At 64.0% G+C, this 24,978-nt stretch carries 23 protein-coding genes and 1 pseudogene; 9 read left to right on the top strand and 15 right to left on the bottom strand.

Annotation, left to right across the window (positions count from 1 at the left end):
- Positions 1-28: 28 nt before the first annotated feature.
- The 9 genes and pseudogenes from aroQ (at position 29) to bfr (ending at position 9,243) form a co-directional block, all read left to right on the top strand.
- A complete protein-coding gene (gene aroQ, locus ABIC16_RS09410; RefSeq protein ID WP_354290862.1) occupies positions 29-463 on the top strand; it encodes a type II 3-dehydroquinate dehydratase in 435 nt (144 codons plus the stop codon).
- A gap of 39 nt (positions 464-502) precedes the next feature.
- Positions 503-980 (top strand): annotated as a pseudogene (gene accB / locus ABIC16_RS09405) (acetyl-CoA carboxylase biotin carboxyl carrier protein).
- 2 nt (positions 981-982) lie between these two features.
- On the top strand, positions 983-2,335 hold the full coding sequence (gene accC / locus ABIC16_RS09400; RefSeq protein ID WP_277969951.1) for an acetyl-CoA carboxylase biotin carboxylase subunit: 1,353 nt from the start codon (positions 983-985) through the stop codon (positions 2,333-2,335).
- Positions 2,336-2,512: 177 nt separating this feature from the next.
- Positions 2,513-3,475: an alpha/beta fold hydrolase gene (locus ABIC16_RS09395; RefSeq protein WP_354290861.1), complete on the top strand. Its 963-nt coding sequence runs from the start codon at positions 2,513-2,515 to the stop codon at positions 3,473-3,475.
- Between the two features lie 391 nt (positions 3,476-3,866).
- Positions 3,867-5,078: a hypothetical protein gene (locus ABIC16_RS09390; RefSeq protein WP_354290860.1), complete on the top strand. Its 1,212-nt coding sequence runs from the start codon at positions 3,867-3,869 to the stop codon at positions 5,076-5,078.
- 165 nt (positions 5,079-5,243) lie between these two features.
- Positions 5,244-6,137, top strand: a complete 894-nt coding sequence (locus tag ABIC16_RS09385) for a hypothetical protein (RefSeq protein WP_354290859.1) — start codon at positions 5,244-5,246, stop codon at positions 6,135-6,137.
- Positions 6,138-6,226: 89 nt separating this feature from the next.
- Positions 6,227-8,467 carry a phosphoribosylformylglycinamidine synthase subunit PurL gene (gene purL / locus ABIC16_RS09380; protein ID WP_277969947.1) on the top strand — a complete coding sequence of 747 codons (2,241 nt, stop codon included), beginning with the start codon at positions 6,227-6,229 and terminating at the stop codon, positions 8,465-8,467.
- 78 nt (positions 8,468-8,545) lie between these two features.
- Positions 8,546-8,716, top strand: coding sequence for a (2Fe-2S)-binding protein (locus tag ABIC16_RS09375; RefSeq protein WP_277969946.1), 171 nt, complete (start codon positions 8,546-8,548; stop codon positions 8,714-8,716).
- Between the two features lie 41 nt (positions 8,717-8,757).
- Positions 8,758-9,243, top strand: a complete 486-nt coding sequence (bfr, locus tag ABIC16_RS09370) for a bacterioferritin (protein WP_277969945.1) — start codon at positions 8,758-8,760, stop codon at positions 9,241-9,243.
- A gap of 44 nt (positions 9,244-9,287) precedes the next feature.
- On the opposite strand, the gene ABIC16_RS09365 is transcribed toward bfr, so the two are convergent.
- The 15 genes from ABIC16_RS09365 to ABIC16_RS09295 all read right to left on the bottom strand — a co-directional run bounded on the left by ABIC16_RS09365 (position 9,288) and on the right by ABIC16_RS09295 (position 24,960).
- The gene (locus ABIC16_RS09365; protein ID WP_277969944.1) at positions 9,288-9,566 is read right to left on the bottom strand and encodes a DUF1467 family protein; all 279 of its coding nucleotides are present in this window, start codon (positions 9,564-9,566) and stop codon (positions 9,288-9,290) included.
- Positions 9,567-9,600: 34 nt separating this feature from the next.
- Positions 9,601-11,178, bottom strand: coding sequence for a ribonuclease J (locus ABIC16_RS09360; protein WP_277969979.1), 1,578 nt, complete (start codon positions 11,176-11,178; stop codon positions 9,601-9,603).
- 193 nt (positions 11,179-11,371) lie between these two features.
- Complete coding sequence (locus ABIC16_RS09355; protein WP_354290858.1) at positions 11,372-12,154, bottom strand: type III pantothenate kinase; 783 nt, start codon at positions 12,152-12,154, stop codon at positions 11,372-11,374.
- 17 nt (positions 12,155-12,171) lie between these two features.
- Positions 12,172-12,867 (bottom strand): biotin--[acetyl-CoA-carboxylase] ligase, encoded by a 696-nt coding sequence (locus ABIC16_RS09350; RefSeq protein ID WP_502958298.1) that lies wholly within the window; start codon positions 12,865-12,867, stop codon positions 12,172-12,174.
- Positions 12,868-12,914: 47 nt separating this feature from the next.
- A complete protein-coding gene (gene nuoN / locus ABIC16_RS09345) occupies positions 12,915-14,369 on the bottom strand; it encodes an NADH-quinone oxidoreductase subunit NuoN (protein ID WP_354290857.1) in 1,455 nt (484 codons plus the stop codon).
- Positions 14,366-15,895, bottom strand: coding sequence for an NADH-quinone oxidoreductase subunit M (locus ABIC16_RS09340; RefSeq protein WP_354290856.1), 1,530 nt, complete (start codon positions 15,893-15,895; stop codon positions 14,366-14,368). The genes nuoN and ABIC16_RS09340 overlap by 4 nt, the downstream gene beginning before the upstream one ends.
- On the bottom strand, positions 15,892-18,078 hold the full coding sequence (nuoL, locus tag ABIC16_RS09335) for an NADH-quinone oxidoreductase subunit L (RefSeq protein ID WP_354290855.1): 2,187 nt from the start codon (positions 18,076-18,078) through the stop codon (positions 15,892-15,894). Before nuoL ends, ABIC16_RS09340 begins: the two co-directional genes overlap by 4 nt.
- A gap of 5 nt (positions 18,079-18,083) precedes the next feature.
- Positions 18,084-18,392, bottom strand: coding sequence for an NADH-quinone oxidoreductase subunit NuoK (gene nuoK, locus ABIC16_RS09330; RefSeq protein ID WP_010163525.1), 309 nt, complete (start codon positions 18,390-18,392; stop codon positions 18,084-18,086).
- The gene (locus ABIC16_RS09325; protein ID WP_010163524.1) at positions 18,389-19,000 is read right to left on the bottom strand and encodes an NADH-quinone oxidoreductase subunit J; all 612 of its coding nucleotides are present in this window, start codon (positions 18,998-19,000) and stop codon (positions 18,389-18,391) included. The genes nuoK and ABIC16_RS09325 overlap by 4 nt, the downstream gene beginning before the upstream one ends.
- Positions 19,001-19,034: 34 nt before the next feature.
- Positions 19,035-19,520, bottom strand: a complete 486-nt coding sequence (gene nuoI / locus ABIC16_RS09320; protein WP_010163523.1) for an NADH-quinone oxidoreductase subunit NuoI — start codon at positions 19,518-19,520, stop codon at positions 19,035-19,037.
- Positions 19,517-20,686 (bottom strand): NADH-quinone oxidoreductase subunit NuoH, encoded by a 1,170-nt coding sequence (gene nuoH, locus ABIC16_RS09315; protein WP_277969938.1) that lies wholly within the window; start codon positions 20,684-20,686, stop codon positions 19,517-19,519. The genes nuoI and nuoH overlap by 4 nt, the downstream gene beginning before the upstream one ends.
- On the bottom strand, positions 20,683-22,683 hold the full coding sequence (nuoG, locus tag ABIC16_RS09310; protein ID WP_354290854.1) for an NADH-quinone oxidoreductase subunit NuoG: 2,001 nt from the start codon (positions 22,681-22,683) through the stop codon (positions 20,683-20,685). The genes nuoH and nuoG overlap by 4 nt, the downstream gene beginning before the upstream one ends.
- Complete coding sequence (gene nuoF / locus ABIC16_RS09305; RefSeq protein WP_010216648.1) at positions 22,683-23,987, bottom strand: NADH-quinone oxidoreductase subunit NuoF; 1,305 nt, start codon at positions 23,985-23,987, stop codon at positions 22,683-22,685. Before nuoF ends, nuoG begins: the two co-directional genes overlap by 1 nt.
- Positions 23,987-24,655 carry a complex I 24 kDa subunit family protein gene (locus ABIC16_RS09300; protein WP_277969935.1) on the bottom strand — a complete coding sequence of 223 codons (669 nt, stop codon included), beginning with the start codon at positions 24,653-24,655 and terminating at the stop codon, positions 23,987-23,989. The genes nuoF and ABIC16_RS09300 overlap by 1 nt, the downstream gene beginning before the upstream one ends.
- Entirely contained in the window at positions 24,655-24,960 is a 306-nt protein-coding gene (locus tag ABIC16_RS09295) for a nuclear transport factor 2 family protein (RefSeq protein WP_277969977.1), read from the bottom strand. Before ABIC16_RS09295 ends, ABIC16_RS09300 begins: the two co-directional genes overlap by 1 nt.
- Between the last annotated feature and the right edge of the window lie 18 nt (positions 24,961-24,978).

Below are 24,978 nucleotides of genomic sequence, written 5' to 3'. Positions count from 1 at the left end.
CGCGTCGCCACACGAAAGCCAGCACCGGATGCCTGAAACGATCTTCGTCCTCAACGGCCCCAACCTCAACCTGCTCGGCACGCGCGAGCCGGAAATCTATGGTGCCGAGACGCTCGATGACATTGCAGGCCAGCTCGAGGACAGAGCCCAAGAGTTGGGATTTGCAATCGACCTGCGGCAATCGAACCACGAAGGCCATCTGGTCGACTGGATCCACGAGGCACAGGCCCTGCCCGCTAAGGCCGTGATCCTCAACGCTGCCGCCTTCACGCACACCTCGGTTGCCTTGCTGGATGCGATCAAGGCGGTTCGCACCCCCGTGATCGAAGTCCACCTGTCCAACCCGCACGCGCGCGAAGCCTTTCGGCACGTCAGCCGTATCTCCCCTGCCGTCAAAGGCACGATCAGCGGGTTTGGCGCGTTATCCTACCTGCTGGCGCTTGAAGCGGCGGCACGACTCTGACAGGACGCACCCTTGAAAAACAGGGAGCATAGGGAATTTATGCCCGAAGATACCACTGCCGACGCCATGCGGATCGATGTCGATCTGGTCCGTCAGCTTGCACAATTGCTGGACGACACGTCCTTGACCGAGATCGAGGTCGAAGACGGCGGCCCGAAAGATTCGTATTGCGCGCAAGGCCGCAGCGGCTGCAGCGCCTGTGCAATATGCCCCGATGGCAACCGCAGCGGCGCCAAGCGCTACCGCGTCGCCCGAGATCGTCGCGAGCGCGGCGCCGTCGACGCTCAATGCGGTCAAATCCCCGATGGTGGGCACCGCCTATCTGTCGCCCAACCCGGAAGCGAAAGCGTTCGTCAGCGTTGGCGATACGGTTGCAGCCGGCGATACGCTGCTGATCGTCGAAGCGATGAAGGTGATGAACCCGATCCTCGCACCGACCGCCGGACGCGTGAGTGCTGTGCTGGTGACGAGCGGCCAGCCGGTCGAGTTCGACCAGCCCTTGGTGGTCGTCGAATAATCATGGCCGAAATCAAGAAGCTGTTGATCGCCAACCGTGGCGAGATCGCGCTCCGCATCCACCGCGCGTGCCACGAGATGGGTATCCAAACGGTCGCAGTGCATTCGACCGCCGACGCGGACGCGATGCACGTGCGGCTGGCCGATCAGGCGATCTGCATTGGACCGCCGTCGGCGAGCGAAAGCTATCTCAATATCCCGAACATCATTTCCGCGGCCGAAATCTCGGGCGCGGATGCGATCCACCCGGGCTATGGTTTCCTCAGCGAGAACGCCAAGTTCGCGGAAATCGTCGAAGCGCACGACATTATTTTCGTGGGCCCAAAGCCCGAACACATCCGGACGATGGGTGACAAGATCGAGGCCAAGCGGACCGCTGGCGCGCTTGGGCTGCCGCTCGTGCCGGGGTCGGCCGGACCGATTAGCGATCTCGCCGAAGCCAAGGAAATTGCCGCGGCGGCAGGTTATCCCGTTATTATTAAAGCGGCATCGGGCGGCGGCGGGCGTGGAATGAAGGTCTGCACCTCCGAAGACCAACTCGAGACCTTGATGCAGCAGGCCGGCAGCGAGGCGAAGGCCGCGTTCGGTGACGCGACGGTCTATCTTGAAAAATACCTTGGTAATCCGCGCCATATCGAATTTCAGGTGTTCGGCGACGGCGAAGGCAATGCGATTCATCTGGGGGAGCGCGACTGTTCGCTCCAGCGTCGCCACCAGAAGGTGCTGGAAGAGGCTCCCTCGCCCGTGCTGGGCGAAGAGGACCGCGCGCGCATGGGGGGCATCTGCGCGAAGGCGATGGCGGACATGGGCTATCGCGGTGCGGGAACGATCGAATTCCTGTGGGAAAACGGTGAGTTCTACTTCATCGAGATGAACACGCGGCTGCAGGTCGAGCATCCCGTGACCGAAGCGATTACGGGTCTCGACCTCGTTCGCGAACAGATTCGCATCGCCGAGGGCCATGGCCTGACGTTGCGGCAGGAAGACATCCAGTTCCGCGGCCATGCGATCGAGTGCCGGATCAATGCCGAGGACCCGCGAACTTTCGCGCCTTCTCCGGGGCTTATCAAGCAGTTCCATGCACCGGGCGGGATGAACGTTCGGGTCGATAGCGGGCTGTATGCGGGCTACCGCGTGCCGCCATATTACGATTCGATGATCGCCAAGCTGATCGTCTACGGCACCACCCGTGCGGGTGCGATCCGGCGATTGCGGCGGGCGCTCGAGGAGTTCGTCATCGACGGGCCGACCACGACAATCCCGCTACATCAAGCGCTTATCGAGGATCCCGAATTTCAGGCGGGGGATTATACGATCAAGTGGCTCGAGGAATGGTTGGCGCGGGAGCCGGCGTAGCGGCAAGCCTGAGTTTCGATGGCCCCGGCTTCGTGCCGGGGTACAATTCCTCGCCTTACCAACGCTTTGCGGTGAATTCTGCGACCCGCATACTAAAGCTTGCCACTTTGCCGAAAACCGGCAATTCTCTCCTGACACACCGCCCGCCAGAAGGACGGACGTGAGTGGGACGAGGCAATGGGCTGGCGCATTCTGGGCTATATCCTGCTTGTCCTTGCCGCGTTTTTGGTCGTTGCGTTCCTGTTTTACCGCACTCCAGACACCGATCCCGTCGCAATGCGCGCCAAATACGGCGCTTCACCGTCGCAATTCGTCGATCTTGGCGGCGGTCTCAAAGTGCATGTGCGTGACACCGGTCCGCGGGACGGTCCGGCGCTGATGCTGGTGCACGGATCCAATGCCTCGCTCCAGACCTGGGAACCCTGGGCCGCGCGACTCGAGTCGCGGTACCGGGTCATCCGGATGGATCTTCCCGGCCATGGCCTGACCGGAGCTAGCCCGACGCGGGACTACGCACCCGCAGCTTATGTCGACGTGGTCGAACGCCTGCGCGTGAAACTCGGCGTCGACGGGATCGTGCTGGCGGGCAACTCGATGGGCGGCGGGGTCGCGTGGCATTATGCGCTCGCGCACCCGCGCCACGTCCGCGCGCTCGTCCTGATCGACTCGGTCGGGCAACCCGAACCGGGCAACGCCGAGCCGCCGCTTGCCTTTCGGATCGCGCGCATGCCGATCCTGCGCGACATTGCCGCCGCGATCACGCCGCGCAGCCTGATCGCGGACAGCCTTCCGGGCGTATTCGGCAACCCGAAACTGGCCGATGCCGCGATGATCGACCGCTATTGGGAATTGTTGCGCTATCCCGGCAACCGCAAGGCGACGCTCGACCGGTTCGCCTTGGCCCCGGACAGCGCGACCCCGGGGGAACTGGCCTCGCTCAAGCTGCCGGTCCTGATCCTGTGGGGCGCGGAGGATCGGCTGATCCCGCGAGCATCGGGGAACTGGCTTCAGGCGCATATCCCGGGCAGTCGGCTGATCGTCTACCCCGGGACCGGGCACCTCCCCATGGAAGAGCGCCCGGACGAAAGCGCGCGCGATGTCACCCGCTTCATCGACTCGACCGCGACCGCCGAACGCTAGTCCGGCGCAAATTTGCGCGAAAGTGGAGTGATCTTTCCGGGCCCATCCGGATCGCGGGTGCGTGTCGGAGACGGTACGCCGGGAGACGTACCGGGCATGCCAGGATCATGCCCTGCCATGCGGGCGCTTAGCCACTTCGACACCCATTTGATCGCTATTCTGGATCTATCCATCGTTGACGGCCTGTAGCGTTCAGAATAATTTTTACGGACCGTCCAGAAAGAGCACAGCACCGCCCAAGTATGCCGAAGCCAAAATGTTGGCGCTGGCATGCATTACCGTACGCGTCTGCCGCACGGACCGCTCTTTTTCGTCGGCACGAGTATCGTGATTTCCGCGCGTTCCAGCCTTTACTGAAGCACTACGCATTTCCTGAAACCGGAGAGGTATCATGACAAGTCCAGTGACCTTCGATCAACTGCAGGACGGCTTCTACAACGCCCTCGCCGCCGGGCTCGGCTACGACACGACGACACCGTTTCAAGTCGTACAGCCCTCGCCCCCGCTGGTCGGCGGGCTTGGCGCGGATGGCCGCCTGTGGAATTACCTGGACATCATTCCGCCCGCGACGCTCAACATGAACACCTCGCTCGGCGCGGGGGGCAACAAATTCTCGGCGGATTACCAAGGCGTCCTGTCGGCGCTTCAGCCTGCCAGCGAACAGTTCCTCAACACCGTCAAGCAGCCATGCTACGACAATTGGGCGTCGGCGCGTGCCAAGGGGGCGGTCGGCCCCACCGGCCAGAACTTCCAGCTCTGGGCCTATGGCTGTGCCCCGTGCCAGACGGTCGCCCGTCAGGGTGCGATCGCCCTCAACCGGGACAATCTCGACCCGGTCTTCGTCGCCCAGAACAACGCGATGGCGTATCAGCCGACCGGTACCGATCCGATCACCTTCAGCATCGATTATGACACCATGCTGCGGCTGCTGATGTCCGCGCCGACGCGCTCGTTCACGGTCGGGAAAAGCGACTGGAATACCGACGTGTCCCGGACCTGGGCCAACGGCAAGTCCGGCGGCTTTTTCGGCCTGTGGGGCGGCAGCTCGTCGACGTCCATCACTACCCAGAAATTCGGCGGCAGCGGCGTCTCGGTAACGGCGTCGTTCGCGAACGTCCTGCCGTTCGCCGCCAGCCCGGGAAACTGGTTCTCGTCCGCCGCGATGGGCCTGGCCTATCACAATCCGAATGCGGCACCGTGGGATCCAACCTCGACGATCAACTGGGAGAACTCCTTCGGGAAGAACGGCAACATGCAACGCTTCACCACGACGCTGTTGCTGGTCAACCAGATGGACATTCAGGTGACATCGACGGCAGTGTACACCGAAGCGGAGCAGACCGAGATCCGCAGGAATTCCAGTTCTGGCTTGTGGCCGTTCTACAGCAGCGGCGGATCGGGCGGGACGTCGAGCTCCGCCAGCTTCACCAACACCGGCAACATGCACATTTCGATCACGAGCAATGCCGGGGTTCCGATCATCATCGGTGCGATCGTCGAACCGGTCAAAACCTATCTCGGCGGCGAGGCCGAGGCTGCCAAGTTCCTGACCGAGACGTTCTACGACACGACCGCCAAGAGCCGTGTTCTCGAACCAAGCTGATCCCCGGATCAGACGAGCGACCTGAAGACCGTTCGACAGCGCGATCGGTGGGAAATCCCGCCGATCGCGTCTGTCCACGGGCATCAGCAGCATGTCACGTCGTGCGACGACCGCAAGAATCCCACAGCAGCCCGCCCACAGTCCGACAGGATATGGAGACAGCGCATGGCAACCTTCGACGAGCTTCAGATCCTGCTTCTAAAGCGCACCCTCCAGGCTTTCGGCGTACCCGACACTGCCGGCAAGACATTCCAGCCCGCAACCGTCCCCGACAGCGACCAGACGCTTTGGGGATTGTTCAATATCATCCCCGCGGACGAGCCGGTCTTCGTGCAGTCGGGGTCGCAGTTCTTCCCCGCCTATAGCGCAGTAATCGGATCGCTCGTGGCGGGCCACAGTCCGTTCAACCCGATCACGGTCGCCAAGCGGAAGCTCGCCGACTGGGGTACGAAACCTCCGGCCTGGTCGATCGACGAGGCGACGATGTTGCAAATGCTCGCGTTGGCTCCGTCGGCGCGGTTTCCCTTCAGCAGCTCCGGCGCGCCGGAAACCCCGTTCTGGGGCCTGTGGGCCGCGAGTCCCCCGGTCGACGGGGTTGCGGACGTGCTGGCGGCCGCCAAGCTCGACATGACGCTGTCCTTCGACCATCTGCTCAATTTCGCCACGACCCCAAGCGACTGGTATCTCTCCTCCGCGCTCGCCAACGCTTACAGCAACAAGCATGGCGCCCCCTGGGATCCGACCTCGCCGATTACCTGGACGACGACCTTCGGTCCCGGCGGCACGCTTGTCCGCATGCCAGCAAGCCTGATCATCGCCGACACGCTCTCGATCACCTACACAAGTGAGACGGCGTTCAGCCCGGGCGTGCAGGCCGAGATCCTCGCCAATGCGGCAGCCGGGGTGTGGCCCTATTATTTGAGCAGCGGAAATGCGACGACGCACATCAGTTTCGATTCCCACGGACGGCTAACCGCGTCGATCACGACGCCTGCCGGCCAGCCGGTCATCCTCGCGGCTGCGGTGCTTTCGGCGAGTGCCTATCTCGGTCTGGGCTGAGGATGCCGGCGCTTCACCCGCCCGACGAACCGCGCGTGGGCTTCGATACGCGCTAGCGCGGTTCCGCGCCCGACGCTAAGGGCAGCAGCATGACCGACATCACCCCAGAGATCGTCGCCCAGCACGGGCTGTCCGCCGAAGAATATGACCGCGTCCTGCACGCGCTGGGGCGCGAGCCCAACCTGACCGAGCTCGGCATCTTCTCGGTGATGTGGTCCGAGCATTGCTCGTACAAATCCTCGCGCATCCATCTCAAGAAGCTTCCCACCACCGGGCCGCAAGTCATCTGCGGCCCCGGCGAGAATGCGGGCGTCGTCGACATTGGCGACGGCCAGGCGGCGATCTTCAAGATGGAGAGCCACAACCACCCGTCGTACATCGAACCCTATCAGGGGGCCGCGACCGGCGTCGGCGGGATCCTGCGCGACGTGTTCACGATGGGCGCGCGCCCGATCGCCAACCTCAACGCGCTGCGCTTCGGGCGGCCCGATCATCCCAAGATGCGCCACCTGATTTCGGGCGTCGTCCACGGGATCGGCGGTTACGGCAATTGCGTCGGCGTGCCCACGGTCGGCGGCGAGGTGAACTTCCACCCGGCGTATGACGGCAACATCCTGGTCAACGCGATGACCGTCGGCGTCGCCGAGACCGACAAGATCTTCTATTCCGCCGCCTCCGGGATCGGCAATTCGATCGTCTATGTCGGCTCCAAGACCGGGCGCGACGGGATTCACGGCGCGACGATGGCGTCGGCCGATTTCGGCGAGGATTCGGAATCGAAGCGCCCGACCGTCCAGGTCGGCGATCCGTTTACCGAGAAATTGCTGATCGAGGCGTGCCTCGAACTGATGGCGTCGGACGCGATCGTCGCGATCCAGGACATGGGTGCTGCTGGCCTCACCTCGTCCGCGGTCGAGATGGCGTCGAAGGGCGGCGTCGGGATCGAGCTCAACATGAATGCGGTGCCGCAGCGCGAAACCGGCATGACGCCCTATGAAATGATGCTGAGCGAAAGCCAGGAGCGGATGCTCATGGTGCTCAAGCCCGGCCGCGAGGATTTCGCCGAGGCGATCTTCCACAAATGGGAGCTCGACTTCGCGGTCATCGGCCAGGTGACCGACACCGGCCATATGGTTTTGAAATTCCACGGCGAGACGGTGTGCGACATTCCGCTCGCGCCGCTCGCCGACGAAGCGCCTTTGTACGACCGTCCGGCCGCGACGAAGGAAGAATATCAGGCGTGGGCGAAGATCACGCCGCTTGGCGACATCCCGCAGACGCCCGACGTCGCCGCCGATTTGCTGACGCTGATGGCCTCGCCCGACATCGCCTCGCGGCGTTGGATCTGGGAGCAGTATGACACGCAGGTCGGCGCCGATACGGTGCAGCGCCCGGGTGGCGACGCCGCGGTGGTGCGGGTCCACGGCACGCAAAAGGGGCTCGCGATGAGCACCGACTGCACCCCGCGCTATTGCTATGCCGACCCCTATGAGGGCGGCAAGCAGGCGATTGCAGAGTGTTATCGCAACCTGTCGGCGGTCGGCGCGACGCCGCTCGCGGTGACCAACTGCCTCAACTTCGCCAACCCGCAGCGCCCCGAGATCATGGCGCAGTTCGTCGGCTGTCTCGACGGCATGGGCGATGCGTGCCGCGCACTCGACTTCCCGATCGTTTCGGGGAACGTCTCGCTGTACAATGAGAGCAAGGCGACCGGGGGCGGCTCGGCGATCCTGCCGACGCCCGCGATCGGTGCGATCGGGCTGCTGGCGGACTGGTCCAAGTCGGCGACGATCGCGTTCAAGGGCACCGGCGACGTGATCGTGCTGATCGGCGCGCGCTCGGGTCACCTTGGCCAGTCGCTGTGGCTGCGCGAAGTTCATGGCCGCGAGGAAGGCCCCCCGCCCCCGGTCGATCTCGAAGCGGAACGCCGCAACGGCGAGTTCGTCCGCACCCACATCGCGACCGGCGGGCTGACGGCGGTGCATGACGTGTCCGACGGCGGGATCGCGGTGACGATCGCCGAGATGGCGCTGGCGGGTAACGTCGGCGCGATGCTGCATGCGCCGTTGCCGTGCGGCGTCGCCTGCGCGCTGTTCGGTGAGGACCAGGGGCTTTATGTCGCGACCGTCGCGGATCACCTGCTGCTCGAAACGCTGACGGCGGCGGATGCAGCCGGGGTGGAGATCGAGCGAATCGGGCGGACGATCGCGAATCGGCTGATCTTCGAGCTTCCCGACAACGATCATGTCGTCCCACTGAGCGACTTGCGGACCGCGCATGAGGGCTTCTTCCCGAAACTGATGGGCGCAGCCGTACCCGTAGAGAACTGATGATGTGCGAATGGGTCGCCTTTAGGCTTGCGACCCATTCTCATTAGCGATAGATCATGCGCTCCGAAGGGAGTGTCCATGGTTGTCTGCATCTGCAATGCCATCCGCGAACGCGACGTCCGCGCCGCCGCCCGAAACGGGTGCCGGACGGCTTGCCAGGCCTATCGCACCATGGGGTGCGAAGCGAAATGCGGCCAATGCGTTCCCGCCGCCCGCGCGATCATCGACGAAGAGCGCGCCGTAGCCTAAAGGCTAGCCTCCGCTATTCCGCGACCAGCAAAGGCTAAACGATGCAAGGCGATCTCAAGGTCATCGAGTACCTCAACACGGCACTCAAGAATGAGCTGACGGCGGTCAATCAATATTGGCTGCATTACCGGCTGTACGATCACTGGGGCGTCCGGAAGCTTGCCGCGTTCGAACGGCAGGAGTCGATCGACGAGATGAAGCATGCCGACTGGCTGTCGGAGCGGATCCTGTTCCTCGATGGTCTGCCCAATTTCCAGTTGCTGGGGCGGCTCCGCATCGGCGAGACGGTCGAGGAAGTCCTCAAGGCCGATCTTGCGCTCGAAATGGAAGCGCTGCCGCTGCTCCGCGATGCGATCGAGCATAGCGAAAAGGTCCGCGACTATGTCAGCCGCGATCTGTTCCGCCGCATCCTCGATAGCGAGGAAGAGCATGTCGACACGCTCGAGCGCCAGTTCGAGATGATTGCGCGGATGGGGATCGAGAATTACGTCCAGCTGCAGAGCAAGCCCGCCGACGACGAGGGCTGACGCGACCGACTAATAGTCGTTTCCCCGGGTAAAACCGGGGAAACCTACTCCACGTCCTTCCACGCCCCCCAGAAGTCGATCATCTTCGGGGTAAGCCAGCCGTACGTGAAGTTGAGCATGTAGATCGCCCACAACACCGTCGCGACGATCGTCACGCGCAACGCGATGCGCCCGGCGCGGAACTCGTGCGGCGCGCTGTCCGCCTGCCCCGGCACGCGCTCCACGCCTGCCTCGTCCGCGGTTTTCACCCCGAACGGCAGGACGAAGAACACCGAAAACGCCCAGAACAGGAAATAGATCGCCAGCGCTGAAGTCCACCGCATGTCGCTCTCCTCCTGTTCCGAGCCTATTCGAGGCTCAAGCCTCGATCAACAACACGTCGACGATCGGCTTCTTGCCGGTCCAGCGAGTCGCGACCTTGCGGGTGGCGAGCCGGATCTGCTCGCGCAGCTTGTCGCGATCACGCCCGCCCTGCTTCACCGCGACGACGACCGCGCTGATCGTCTCTTCAAGGAACGGTTCGCGATCTTCCTCGACCGGAATGCCCTGGATCCGGACTTGCGGCTGGCCGATCATGCCACGCTGGCCGATCGCGACCGCCACCGAAATCTGGCCGAACAGGCCCAGCTTGCGGCGCTCGTTGATGGTCGAGCCGTCGCCCGGCAGGATCACGTCACCGTCGAGCACGAGGCGACCCACAGCGGCATTGCCGATCTTGGTGGGGTTGCCCGGCGCGAGGCGAATGATGTCGCCGTTGGTCTGCACCACCGCGCGCGGCACGCCTTCGGACAAAGCAAAGCGCGCCTGCTCCATCAGGTGGCGCATTTCGCCGTGGACCGGCATCAGGATCTCGGGCTTCATCCACTTGTACATCTGGAGCAGCTCGGGACGACCCGGGTGGCCCGACACATGGACATGCGCCTGGCGGTCAGTGATCATGATCACACCCTTGGCTGCGAGCTGGTTCTGGATCCGCCCGATCGCGACTTCGTTGCCCGGGATCTGCTTCGACGAGAAGACGACGGTATCGCCCTGGTCGAGCGAGATCGGATGCTGGCCATTGGCGACACGTGCAAGTGCAGCGCGATCCTCGCCCTGCCCGCCGGTTGCGACGACCAGAACCTTGTCGCGCGGCAGCCGCATCGCGGCCTCTGCGTCGATCGTGTCGGGGAAGTCCTTCAGATAGCCGGTTGCGCGCGCGACCTTGAGGATGCGGTCGAGCGACCGCCCCTGGACCGACAATTGCCGCCCGGTTTCAATCGCGACCTTGCCGAGCGTGTGGAGACGCGCGGCGTTGGAGGCGAACGACGTTACCAGCACGCGGCCCTTGGCCTTCCCGATCACGTCCATCAGCCCGGACAGTACGTCACTCTCGGAGCCCGAGGCGTCGTTATTGAACACGTTGGTCGAATCGCACACCAGCGCGAGAACGCCGTCCTTGCCGATCGCGGCAAGCTGATCCGGCGTGGCGGGCTTGCCGATGACCGGCGCGGCATCGAGCTTCCAGTCGCCGGTGTGGAAAATGCGCCCGTAAGGCGTATCAATCAGCAGCGCGCTCGCTTCGGGGATCGAATGCGACATCGGCACGAAGGTGATGCCGAACGGCCCGATCTCGAACGGGGCGTCGGGCTGGATCACGCGCAGCTTGACGCGGTTGGCGTTGCCCTCTTCCTCGAGCTTGCCCCGGATCAGGCCGGCAGTGAACGGCGTCGCGTAGAGCGGCACGCCGAGATCCTCGGCGAGATACGGCAGCGCGCCGATGTGATCCTCATGACCATGCGTCAGCACGATCCCGATCAAATCGTCGAGGCGTTCCTCGATGAACTGCAGGTCGGGCAGGATCACGTCGATGCCGGGATATTGCGGATCGGCGAAGGTGATTCCGCAATCGACCATCAGCCACTTGCCGTTGCAGCCGTACAGATTGACGTTCATGCCAATCTCGCCCGACCCGCCAAGGGCCAGGAACAGCAGTTCTTTCTTAGGGGTAGTCACTAAGTCTTTGTTCTTTCAGTTTATCGCCGCCAGCTTGGCAAGCGGCGCAGGGAGGGTGCGCGGGTTAGGCGCGATGAATGTCGTAGAGATCAGAAAAGCGGGGCACCGATACGGGCGCACACACGCAAGGACTCTAGGCCGCTATATGGGCGCGATCCCACAAAATCGCCAGCCCCTGAATGGTGAGATCGGGTTCGATCGCGTCGAACGCGTCGGTATGCTGTTCGAACAGAACCGCCAGACCACCGGTCGCGACGACCTTGCACGGGCGGCCGACCTCCGCCTTCATTCGCGCGACCAGCCCTTCGATCATCGCGACATAGCCCCAGTAGATGCCGATGTGCATCTGCGACACGGTATCCCGCCCGATCACGCTGGTGTCGTCAGGTGCTTCGATCGCGATCCGCGGAAGCTTCGCCGCGGCGGTGACCAGCGCGTCGAGCGACAGGTTGATCCCCGGCGCGATGATCCCGCCCTTATACGCGCCGGTATAATCGACCACGTCGAAGGTTGCGGCAGTGCCGAAATCGATCACGATCAGGTCGCCCGGATGGCGGGCGTGCGCCGCGATCATCGTCACCGCGCGATCCGCCCCGACGCTCTTGGGTTCGAGCACGTCGAGATGCATCCCCCATTCGACCGGGGCCTGACCCGCGATCAGCGGTTCGGTATCGAAATACTTCCGCGCGAGCGTCTGGAGGTTGTGGAGCGCGCGCGGGACGACGGTCGCGACGATCACCCCCGTCACCTGTTTGCGGTCATACCCTTCGAGGCTGAGCAACTGGCTAAGCCAGACCGCATATTCATCCGCCGTCCGGCGCGGATCGGTTGCGATCCGCCAGCGCGCCTTGATCGTCGCGCCTTCGAGCAGCGCGAAGACGATGTTGGTGTTCCCGGCGTCGATGGCGAGCAGCATGGCTGGAAAAGAGCCCTTCAGAGGAGGAACACGTCGCCCGCGTGAATGACACGCGCGGTGCCATCCGCCAAGCGCAGGATGAGCGCGCCGTCACTGTCGAGCCCGTGGAACAGCCCATCCGTCGCGCTGCCGTCGGGAAGCCGCGCGGTCAGCGCGGTGCCGATCGGGTGCGCGCGCTCGAGCCAGCGGGCACGGACGGGCGCGAGACCCTGCCCGCGCCAGATGCCGAGCCAGCGCGCGAAGGTTTCGGCGAGTGTCTCGGCGAAGTCGGCGGGATCGGGGGTTGCGCCATGCGCGGCGAGGCTGGTGGCGACGCGGTCGGTTTCTTTGGGATGGTGGGCGAGGTTGACGCCGATCCCGACGACGACGGCGTCGCCCGTGCGTTCGAGCAGGATGCCGGAGATCTTGGCGCCGTCCAGCAGCAGATCGTTGGGCCATTTGAGCGCCAGCCCGGCCGCGCGGGGACCGGCTGCGCTTTCGCCCTGGTGGTTGAGGGGAAGGTACGCCCGGACCACCTCTTCCAGCGCTACCGCAGCCACCAGGGCGAGCGTAGCAGGCGCCGGATCCCCGACCCGCACCCGGACAATACTGGATCCGTAGAAATTGCCGACCGGGGACACCCACAGCCGTCCCTGCCGCCCGCGCCCGCCGGTCTGCCGCTCGGCGCGCAGCCAGATCCCCTCGGAGATCCCGCTGCGCGCCAGTTCCAGCATGTCGGCGTTGGTAGACCCCGTCTCGGCGACGGTGCGAACCCGGTCGATCAGAACAGCGCCTTCGCCGCAACCATCGTCGCCCCGCCAAGGCTCGCGAGCCCGAGCCAGCCGAGCGGCGAAATCGCCGCGGCCATCACCGCGATCAGACCGCCCTCGACCGGGTCGGTGCGGACCGCTAGCGGCGCGCCCTCGACCGTCTCGGCCGGTGCATCGATGTACATCACCTTGACGACACGCAGGTAATAGAAGGCACCGATCACCGAGGCGACGAAGCCGACCACCGCGAGCGGATACAGCCCGGCAACGATCGCCGCCTGGAACACCGCGACCTTGGCGTTGAAGCCGAGCATCGGCGGGATGCCCGCGAGCGAGAACATGAAGATCGCCATCGCGAGCGCGAGCCCAGGCCGCGTCCGCGACAGGCCCGCGAGCGCAGTGATGCTCTCGACCGGCTGGCCTGCGGCGTCCTTCATCTGAAGAACGATCAGGAAGCTGCCCAGCGTCATCACGACATAGACGGTCAAGTAGAACAGCACCGCCGCAACACCCGCCTGCGTACCGGCCGCAAGACCGATCAGCACGAAGCCGACGTTGTTGATCGACGAATAAGCGAGCAGCCGCTTGATGTTGGTCTGCCCGATCGCCGCGACCGCACCGAAGATGATCGACGCGAGGGCCGCGAAGATCACGATCTGACGCCACTGGTCGGTCGCCGGTCCCATCGCCTCGACCGCGACGCGGACCGACAGCGCGACCGCTGCCACCTTGGGGGCGGAGGCGAAGAAGGTCGTCACCGGGGTCGGTGCGCCTTCGTACACGTCCGGGGTCCACATGTGGAACGGAACGGCGCTCATCTTGAACGCGAGACCGGCGAAGACGAACACCAGCCCGAAGGTCAGCCCGAGCGAACGCCCCTCACCGTACGCCGTGGCGATCGACGAGAAGAGCGTCGTGCCGCTGAAGCCGTACACCAGCGAGATGCCGTACAGCAGGATCCCGCTCGCGAGCGCGCCCAGCACGAAATACTTGAGGCCGGCTTCTGCCGAGCGCGTGTCGCGGCGCATGAAGCTCGCCAGCACGTAGGCCGCGAGGCTCTGGAGTTCGAGACCGACGTACAGCGTCAGCAAGTCGCCCGCCGAGACCATCATGCTCATGCCCGCTGCGGACAGCAGGATCAGCACCGGATATTCCGGGCGGAGATCGTCACCACGACCGGCCGCGAAGAAACGCGGCGCGATCAGGATCGCGATGGCCGAGGCGCCGAAGATCAGCACTTTGGCGAACGCGCCGAACGCATCGCCGCGGACAAGCCCGCCGAATGCATCGCCGCCGTAGGAGGCAGGCCCGGTCAGCGCGATCGTCGCCCCCACCAGCACCGCAACCGCGACGATCGACACCATGCGAGTCGAGGCCTGGCCACCCCAGGCAGCGACCAGCATCAGCGCAATCGCCCCCAGCGCGAGGATTTCCTCGGGGAGGACCATCAACAGCGACATGTTCATGGCCGTGCCTCCGCATGCTGGACGGGCAGCGCGATCGCCTTGCCCGGCGTCGGCAGCGAGTCACCTGCCGGGGTCGCGCGCGAAATGCGCGCTTCCAGCGTGGCGACATCCTTGCGCATCGGCGCGAGGAAGCTCTCGGGATACACGCCCATCCACAGCGCTACCGCTGCAATCGGGGCCAACAGCGCAATTTCACGCAGCGAAAGGTCGGGCATTGCGCGCACATCGTCCTTGGTCAGATCGCCGAATACGACACGGCGGTAGAGGTAAAGCATGTAGGCAGCCCCGAGGATGATCCCGGTGGTGCACAGCAGGGTGATCGCGGTCGAAACCCGATACGTCCCCGCCAGGCTGAGGAACTCGCCGACGAACCCGCTCGTGCCCGGAAGCCCGATCGATGCCATCGTGAAGAACAGGAACAGCAAGGCGTAGCGCGGCATGTTGATCGCGAGGCCACCATAACGCGAGATCTCGCGGGTATGGAGCCGGTCGTAGATCACGCCGACGCACAGGAACAACGCTGCCGAGACGAGGCCGTGGCTGAGCATGACGATCATCGCGCCCTCGATCCCCTGCCGGTTGAACGCGAACAGGCCGATCGTCACGATCGCCATGTGCGCGACCGAGGAATAAGCGATCAGCTTCTTCATGTCCGACTGCACGAGCGCCACGAGCGAGGTGTAGATCACCGCAATCGCCGACAGACCGAGCACCAGCCACGTCAGCTGCGCCGACGCCTCGGGGAACATCGGCAGCGAGAAGCGCAGGAAGCCGTATCCGCCAAGCTTGAGCAGCACGCCCGCGAGGATCACCGAACCAGCGGTCGGCGCCTGGACGTGCGCGTCGGGAAGCCAGGTGTGGAACGGCCACATCGGCATCTTGACCGCGAACGACGCGAAGAACGCCAGCCACAGGAAGGTCTGCGCCTTGACCGGGAAATCGGTCCGCAGCAGCGTCGGAATGTCGCTGGTGCCTGCGAAATTCGCCATCCACAGCATCGCCACCAGCATCAGCACCGAGCCGAGCAGCGTGTAGAGGAAGAATTTGTACGAGGCGTAGATGCGGTTCACGCCACCCCAGATGCCGATGATGAGATACATCGGGATCAGGCCGGCTTCGAAGAAGATGTAGAACAGGAACAGGTCCTGCGCCGTGAACGTGCCGATCATCAGCACTTCGGTGAACAGGAACGCCGCCATATATTCCTGGACGCGGTTGGTGACCGCGACCCAGCTGGCGCCGATGCACACGGGCATCAGGAACACGCTGAGCATCACCAGCAGCAGCGCGAACCCGTCGATGCCGAGCTTCCAGCTGAAGATGCCGAGGTTGCCGGCGTCCTCGACGAACTGCCACTGCGCGCCGCCGATATCGTAGCTCGCCCACAGGCCGATACCGAGAACGAGATCGATCAGTGTCGCGATCAGCGCGATCCAGCGTGCGCCCTGCGCGCTGGTGAAGAGACAGGCCACGGCCGCGATCGCAGGGATCGCGAGCATGATCGAAAGGATTGGAAAGCCGCTCACTTGCTCGTCGCCCAGATGTTGATTGCCCAGGTCACGGCCCCGGTCAGGCCCAGCAGCATGACGAACGCATAAGTATAAACGTACCCCGATTGGATTTTACCAGCGACCCGCGAGCTGCGCTCGACGATCCAGGCCGAGCCGTTCGGCCCGAAGCGATCGATCGTCTTCTCGTCCCCGCGGTGCCAGAAGAAGCGACCGATGGCGAATGCCGGCCTCACGAACAGCAGATCGTACAATTCGTCGAAATACCATTTGTGGAGCAGGAAGTCGTAGATCGGCGCGTAGGTCTCGGCGAGCTTCTGCGACACCCCCGGCGAGCGGATGTAGAAGATGTACGCACCGACCAGACCGGTCAGCATCGCAATGGTCGCCGACAGCTTCACCAGCAACGGAACCTCATGCATTTCGTGCATCAGATGCTCGCGGAAGGCGATCGCGCCACGCCAGTATTCTTCGCCGGCGGTCGGCTCGATGAAGTAGCCATGGAACACGAACCCAGCCGCAATCGCACCGATCGACAGGATGATCAGCGGGATCAGGATCGGGAACGGGCTTTCGTGCGGATGATAGCCACCCGTGCCGTCGCCCTTGGTGGTGAACACCGGATGCAGCGGGACGGCATGGCCGTGCGCGCCATGAGCATGATCGTCATGACCGTGCGGCTCGCTGCCCTGCCCTTCCTCTGCGGCTTCACCGTGATGCGCATGCGCCGCGGTGGTGCCGTGATCGTCATGGCCAGCATGGACCGCGTCATGGCCGTGGCCGTGCGCATCGTGGATCGCATGCTGGATATGCTCGGACTGCTCCCAGCGCGGCTTGCCCCAGAAGGTAAGGAACATCAGACGCCACGAGTAGAAGCTCGTCAGCAGCGCCACGATGATCCCGACGATCGACGCGCCATGCTGGCCCGAAGCCCAGGCCGCCTCGATGATCGCATCCTTCGAATGGAAGCCTGCGAACCCGATTGCGAGCGGGTTGCCGAACACCGCGGGAATACCGACGCCGGTGATCGCCAGCGTGCCCATCATCATCCCCCAGAAGGTGATCGGGATGCTTTTCCGCAGGCCGCCATAATAGCGCATGTCCTGCTCGTGATGCATCGAGTGGATCACCGAACCGGCACCAAGGAACAGCAGCGCCTTGAAGAAAGCGTGCGTGAACAGGTGGAACATTGCGGCGCCATAGGCCCCGCACCCGGCGGCAAAGAACATGTACCCGAGCTGCGAGCAGGTCGAATAAGCGATCACGCGCTTGATGTCGGTCTGCACCATGCCGATCGTCGCGGCGAACAGGCAGGTCGCAGCGCCCACGGTCATCACCACCGTCAAAGCGAACGGCGACGTCTCGAACATCGGCGACAGGCGGCACACCATGAACACGCCCGCGGTGACCATCGTCGCCGCGTGGATCAGCGCCGACACCGGGGTCGGGCCTTCCATCGCGTCCGGCAACCAGGTGTGAAGCCCGAGCTGTGCCGACTTGCCCATCGCGCCGACGAACAGCAGCAAACAGAGCACCGTCATCGTATCGAAGCGGCCACCGAAGAAGCCGATCGTCGACCCGGCCATCCCCGGCGCAAGCCGCAGGATCTCGGGGATCGAGACGGTGTTGAACACCAGATACGTGCCAAAGATGCCGAGCATGAAGCCCAAGTCGCCGACGCGGTTGACGACGAACGCCTTGATCGCAGCAGCATTGGCCGTGGGCTTGCGGAACCAGAAGCCGATCAGGAGGTAGGATGCGAGACCCACGCCTTCCCAGCCGAAGAACATCTGGACGAGGTTGTCCGCGGTCACCAGCATCAGCATCGCGAAGGTGAACAGCGACAGATACGCGAAGAAGCGCGGCTGGTCGGGGTCCTCCTCCATATAGCCCCAGCTATACAGATGGACGAGCGCCGAGACGCTGGTGATGACGACGAGCATGACCGCGGTCAGCGCGTCGACGCGGAGCGACCAGTCGATCACCATGTCGCCGGAATGGATCCAGTCGAGCACCGGCGTGACCGTCGCTTCGCCACCACCAAGGTAATGGAGGAAGATCGGCCAGCTGAGCGCGCACGACACGAACAAGGCGCCGGTCGTGACGATCTTGGGGAGCGCGGAGCCGAAGCCCTTGTTCGCGAACCCTGCGATCAGCGACGCGAGCAGCGGCAGGAAGACGATGAGAAGAATCGAATGCACGTAACTTACCCCTGCATCCGGTTGGCGTCGTCGACCGAAATCGTCCCGCGGCTACGGAAATAGATGACGAGGATGGCGAGCCCGATGGCCGCCTCACCCGCCGCGACCGTCAGCACGAACATCGCGAACACCTGCCCGACGAGATCGTGGAGATAGCCTGAGAAGGCGACGAAGTTGAGGTTCACCGCGAGCAGGATCAGCTCGACCGCCATCAGCATGACGATGAGGTTCTTGCGGTTGGCGATGATGCCGAGCACGCCGAGCGCGAACAGGATCGCGCCCACGACGAGATAATGGCCCAAACCGATCGTCATAGCTCCACCCCTGCGCCGACCGTCGGCTGCGTATTGCGCGTCGCGTCCTGCGGACGGCGCGCGTTCTGCCGCGAAATGTTCTGCTTGCGCGACCCTGAGCGTTCCCGATGCGTCAGCACGATCGCGCCGATCATCGCGACGAGCAGCACGAGCCCGGCACCCTCGAACACGAACAGATAGCGCGTGTAGAGCACCATCCCGAGCGCCTGGATGTTCGAGATCGTCTCGGGCGTCGGCGCCGCACGGCGCGCGAGCTCGATCTTGCCCGCGCTCCATGCGCCGAAGGCGAGCATGATCTCGGCCGCGAGCCCGACCGCGAACACCGCGCCGATCGCCGCGTAGCGGGCGAACCCGGCACGCAGTTCGGCGAAATCGATGTTGAGCATCATCACGACGAACAGGAACAGCACGGCGACCGCTCCCACGTAGACGATGACGAGCAGCATCGCGATGAACTCGGCACCGACGAGGACCATCAGGCCCGCTGCGTTGAAGAAGGCCAGAATCAGCCACAACACGGCATGCACCGGGTTGCGCGAGGTGATGGTCAGCGCGGCTGACGCAATCACGATCGCTGCGAAAAGATAAAAGGCGAGTGCCTGGATCACGGTTTTCTGGGGCCCCTCAGAGTCGGTGCGGCGCTTAACGGTAAGGTGCGTCGGCGGCAAGGTTCGCGGCGATCGCGCTTTCCCAACGGTCGCCATTCGCCAGCAGCTTGGTCTTGTCGTAGATCAGTTCTTCGCGCGTTTCGGTCGCATATTCGAAGTTCGGACCTTCGACCACCGCGTCGACCGGGCACGCTTCCTGGCACAGGCCACAGAAGATGCACTTGGTCATGTCGATGTCGTAGCGCGTCGTGCGGCGCGAGCCGTCGTCGCGCGGTTCGGCCTCGATCGTGATCGCCTGCGCCGGGCATACCGCCTCGCACAGCTTGCACGCGATGCAGCGTTCCTCGCCGTTCGGATAGCGCCGCAGCACATGCTCGCCACGGAAGCGCGGGCTGATCGGGTTCTTTTCGAACGGATAGTTGATCGTCGCCTTGGCCTTGAAGAAATACTTCAGGGTCAGCGCGTGCGCCTTGAGGAATTCCCAAAGCGTATAGGACTTGATGATCTGGGCGACGCTCACGAGCGCTTCTCCAACTGGTTCACGCGAGCAGCCTGGCACACGCCATCGGTGGGATAGCGCGGACGACCGTCGTCGTAGAGATATTGCTTGGTATAGACCCGGTTCTCGGGCGCGCACTCGGTGCCGACGCGGGTCATCATCAGGACACCCGAGATCAGGAACACCCAGAACAGCGACAGCGGCAGGAAGATTTTCCAGCCCAGCCGCATCAGCTGGTCGTAGCGATAGCGCGGAACCGTCGCCTTCACCCAGCTGAACAGGAAGAAGAACACCAGGATCTTGATGAACAGCCAGATGATGCCCGGAACGACATACAGCGGCGCCCAGTCGAATGGCGGCAGATACCCACCCCAGAACAGCGTCGCGTTGAGCGCGCACATCAGGATGACGTTGGCATATTCGCCGAGCCAGTAGAGCGCGAACGACATCGACGAATATTCGGTCTGATACCCGGCGACGAGCTCGCTCTCCGCCTCGGTCAGATCGAATGGTGCACGCTGCGTTTCCGCGAGCGACGAGATGAAGAACACCACCGCCATCGGGAACAGCAACGGGTTGAGGAAGAAGCCGTTGACCGGCGTCCCCAGCACACCCTTCTGCGCTTCGACGATGTTGGTCAGGTTGAAGCTGCCGCTCCACAGCACGATCGAGATGAGCACGAAGCCGATCGCGACTTCGTACGAAACCATCTGCGCCGCGGCGCGGATCGCCGAGAAGAACGGGTATTTGGAGTTGGACGACCAGCCCGCGAGGATAATCCCGTACACCCCGAGCGACGACGCCGCGAGAACGTAGAGCAACCCGACGTTGATGTCGGCCAATGCGGCGCGCGCATCGAACGGCACCACCGCCCACACGATCAGCGCGACCGTGAAGGTGATGATCGGCGCGATCAGGAACAGCGTCTTGTTCGCCGCCGACGGGATGATCGTTTCCTGGAGAAAGACCTTGAGGCCGTCCGCGAACGACTGGAGCAGCCCGAGCGGGCCGACAACGTTCGGACCACGCCGCAACGCCATCGCCGCCCAGATCTTGCGATCGGCGTAGATGATCATCGCGACCGCGAGCATCAGCGGCAACGCGATCAGGAGAATGTCCATCAGCGTCGCGAGCGTCCAGGCCCAGCCATATGGCAGGCCGAAACGGTAAGTGAAGAAGGAGGTCATTCCGCTGCCTCCGCAAAGTCTACGCCGTGGACGAGTTCAGCCGAGCAGCGCTGCATCGTCGGGCTCGCCCGGCAGATTGCGTTGGTCAAATAGAAGTCCTTGATCGGATAGCCGGTCAGTTCGCCCGAAGCCGCGGCGTTGAGCGCGGGCGGTGCCCAGTCGAACGTCGCCAACCCAAGCGTTGCGAGCGCAGGGGTATCGGTCGCCATGTCGGCGCGCAGTTCCTCGAGCGTGTCGAACGGGAGCGTCTTGCCCATCATCCCCGACAGCGCGCGCAGGATCGTCCAGTCCTCGCGCGCGTCGCCCGGCGGGAACACCGCGCGCTCGCCACGCTGAACACGACCCTCGAGGTTGACGTACGTCCCCGACTTCTCGGCATAGCTCGCCCCCGGCAACACGACGTCGGCAGCTGCCGCGCCCTTGTCGCCGTGATGGCCGATGTACACCTTGAACGAGCCCTCGAACGCCGCGAAGTCGACCTCGTCCGCGCCCAGGAAGAACGCGAGCTTCGGCTTGGCCGCGACGATATCCGCGATGCCGCCCTTCTGCGCGTAACCGAGCATCAGGCCACCCATGCGGCTGGCCGCCATGTGCAGCACGTTGAAGCCATTCCAGCCATCCTTGACCAGACCCAGCGGCGACACCAGCGCGAGCGCTGCGCCGAGCGACTTGAGCCCTGCCCCGCCGACGATCATCATCGGACGCTCGGCCTTGGCGAACGCCTCGGTCACCGCCTCCGGCAGATTGCCGAGCACGCCGAGATCCTCGCCGAGCCATTCGACCTTGTAGGTCAACTCGGTTTCCGGTCCGATCGCGAAGACCTTGGCGCCCTTCTTGATGGCTTTGCGGATCCGCGTGTTCACCAGCGGCGCTTCCCAGCGCACGTTGCTGCCCACGATCAGGATCACGTCGGCCTTTTCGGTGCCAGCGATCGTCGTGTTGAAATTGACCGCGGCCAGATTGGTCGTGTCGTAATCCATACCCGTCTGGCGGCCTTCGAGCAGGGTCGAGCCCATGCTGCCGAGCAGCGCCTTGGCGGCATACATCGTCTCGCAATCGACCAGATCGCCCGCAATCGCGGCGATGTTCGACCCGGCGTCGACCTGCGAGATCGCAAGGAACGCGGCATCCCACGAGGCTTCGGTCAGACGGCCATTCTTACGGATATACGGCTTGTCGAGACGACGACGGACCAGACCGTCAACCGCGTGGCGCGTCTTGTCGCTCGCCCATTCCTCGTTCACGTCTTCGTTGATCCGCGGCACGGCGCGGAGCACCTGGCGACCACGGCTGTCGAGCCGGATGTTGGTGCCAACCGCGTCCATCACGTCGATCGTCAGCGTCTTGCGGAGTTCCCACGGACGCGCTTCGAACGCGTACGGCTTGGAGGTCAGCGCACCGACCGGGCACAGGTCGACGACATTGCCCGACAATTCGCTCGTCACGGCATGTTCGAGATAGGACACGATCTGCATGTCCTCGCCACGACCGATCGCGCCGATTTCCTCGACGCCCGCGACTTCCTCGGCAAAACGGATGCAACGCGTGCACTGGATGCACCGCGTCATCACCGTCTTGACGATCGGCCCCATGTACTTCTCGGTCACCGCGCGCTTGTTCTCGTCATAGCGCGACTGGCCGCGCCCGTAAGCGAGGCTCTGGTCCTGCAGGTCGCATTCGCCACCCTGGTCGCAGATCGGGCAATCGAGCGGATGGTTGATGAGGAGGAACTCCATCACCCCTTCGCGCGCGTTCTTGACCATCGGCGAGTTGGTGAAGATCTCCTGCTTGTCCGCAGCCGGCAGCGCGCACGATGCCTGCGGCTTCGGCGGTCCGGGTTTCACCTCGACCAGGCACATGCGGCAATTGCCCGCGATGCTCAGGCGCTCGTGATAGCAGAAGCGCGGGATTTCCTTGCCCGCGATCTCGCACGCCTGGAGCACGGTGGCACCAGCGGGCACTTCGACTTCGACGCCGTCGACTTTGACAATAGGCATTATTCAGCCGCTTCCATCATCGGGCTCAGCCCGCCGCCACGCTTCTCGGTGATCCGCCGCTCCATCTCGGGGCGGAAGTGCTTGATCAGGCCCTGGATCGGCCATGCCGCCGCATCGCCCAATGCACAGATCGTGTGGCCCTCGACCTGCTTGGTCACCTGATACAGCGTATCGATCTCGGAAATGTCCGCGTCGCCGGTGCGCATCCGCTCCATCACGCGCCACATCCAGCCGGTGCCTTCGCGGCACGGCGTGCACTGGCCGCAGCTCTCATGCTTGTAGAAATAGGACAAGCGGCTGATCGCGCGGACGATGTCGGTCGACTTGTCCATGACGATGATCGCCGCCGTGCCGAGACCCGAACCGACCTTCTTGAGGCCGTCGAAGTCCATCGGGCAGTCCATGATCTCGGCAGCCGGCACCAGCGGAACCGACGACCCGCCTGGGATGACCGCGAGCAGATTGTCCCACCCACCACGGATCCCGCCGCAATGCGTCTCGATCAGTTCGCGGAAGGTGATGCTCATCGCCTCCTCGACAACGCACGGCTTGTTCACGTGACCGCTGATCTGGAACAGCTTTGTGCCGCGGTTGCCCTCGGCGCCGAAGCTCGCGAACCACTCGGGCGAGCGGCGCAGGATCGTCGGGACGACCGCGATCGACTCGACGTTGTTGACCGTCGTCGGGCAGCCATAGAGCCCTGCCCCTGCCGGGAACGGCGGCTTCAGCCGCGGCTGGCCCTTCTTGCCCTCGAGGCTCTCGAGCATCGCGGTCTCTTCGCCGCAAATGTAGGCGCCCGCGCCACGGTGGACGAAGACGTCGAAGTCGTAGCCCGACCCGCTGGCGTTCTTGCCGATCAGGCCCTTGTCATACGCCTCGGCGACCGCCGCGAAGAGGACTTCGGCTTCACGAATATATTCGCCGCGGATGTAGATATACGCAGCACGCGCCCGCATCGCATAACCCGCGATCAGCGCACCCTCGATCAGCTTGTGCGGATCGTGACGGATGATCTCGCGATCCTTGCACGACCCCGGCTCGGATTCATCGGCGTTGATGACGAGGAAGTTCGGCCGGTCCGGCTTGGGTTCCTTGGGCATGAACGACCATTTGGTGCCGGTCGGGAAGCCAGCGCCGCCGCGGCCACGCAAGCCCGATGCCTTGACCGCGTCGATCAGCGCATCCTGCCCGCGTGCCATAAGGCCCTTGGTGTCGTCCCAATCGCCACGCTTGATCGCGGCCTCGAGGTTCCACGGCTGGAAGCCGTAGACGTTGGTGAAAATGCGGTCCTTATCGGCGAGCATCAGGCCCACTCCCCCCGATAGTCATGGTTCTCGTCGACCATCGCGACAAGATTGGTCGGGCCGCCCGCCGCGCAGCTGTCGCGGCGCCCGGTCTGCGATCCCGGCGTGACCGGCGTGCCGTTGGCAAGCGCCTCGAGCAAGGCGCTGGTCTTGTCGTAATCGAGATCTTCGAAGTTATCGTCGTTGATCTGTACCATCGGCGCGTTGGCGCAAGCACCGAGACACTCAACCTCGGTCAGCGTGAACAGACCGTCCGGGGTCGTGCGACCTTTGATCAGGCCCTTGTTCTTGCAGGCAGCCAGAACGTCGTCGCTGCCGCCGAGCAGGCACGGCGTCGTGCCGCAAACCTGAACGTGATAGCGGCCGACCGGCGCCATGTTGAACATCGTGTAGAAGGTCGCGACCTCATAGACGCGCATGTACGGCACGCCGATCTGGCGCGCGACGAACTCGATCACCGGAACCGGCAGCCAGCCCTGCGTCTGGGTTTCGGCGCCGACCTGACGTTGTGCCAGATCGAGGAACGGGATCGACGCGGATTGCTCGCGACCCTTGGGATAGCGACCGAGGATCTCGTTCGCCTTCTTCTGGTTTTCGTCGTTCCACGCGAACGCGCCCCAGCGGGCGCGGGTCTCGGCTTCGTCGGGAATTTTGGGCGCTTCGGCCATTAGCGGATGAACTCCACGCGGTCGACTTTATCGCCGACAAACGAATAGATGGACATGACTTCGAACGCTTCGCCGCCGGGTCCGCGCGAAACATTCTCATGCAAAACGACGGTGTCGCCGATTTCGTAGGACGACAGGATCCCGGCATGGTTCTGCGGGTATTGCGCGAACATCGCCTTCAATCCCGACCGAACCCCTTCCCGACCTTCGCGAACGACGGCGCCACGATAGGTCGCCTCGCACGCGCCGTCGGTCATCAGGTCGACATAGCCGTCGGCATCCTGCGCATTGTAGCGCGCGATCATGCGGTGTGCGGTTGCCAG

The organism is Sphingomonas sp. PvP055 (genome assembly GCF_040546365.1).
GTDB classification, from domain to species: Bacteria; Pseudomonadota; Alphaproteobacteria; order Sphingomonadales; family Sphingomonadaceae; genus Sphingomonas; species Sphingomonas echinoides_A.
The sequence above is the reverse complement of the archived record's forward strand: the minus strand, read 5'-3'. Positions and strand labels throughout refer to the sequence as shown.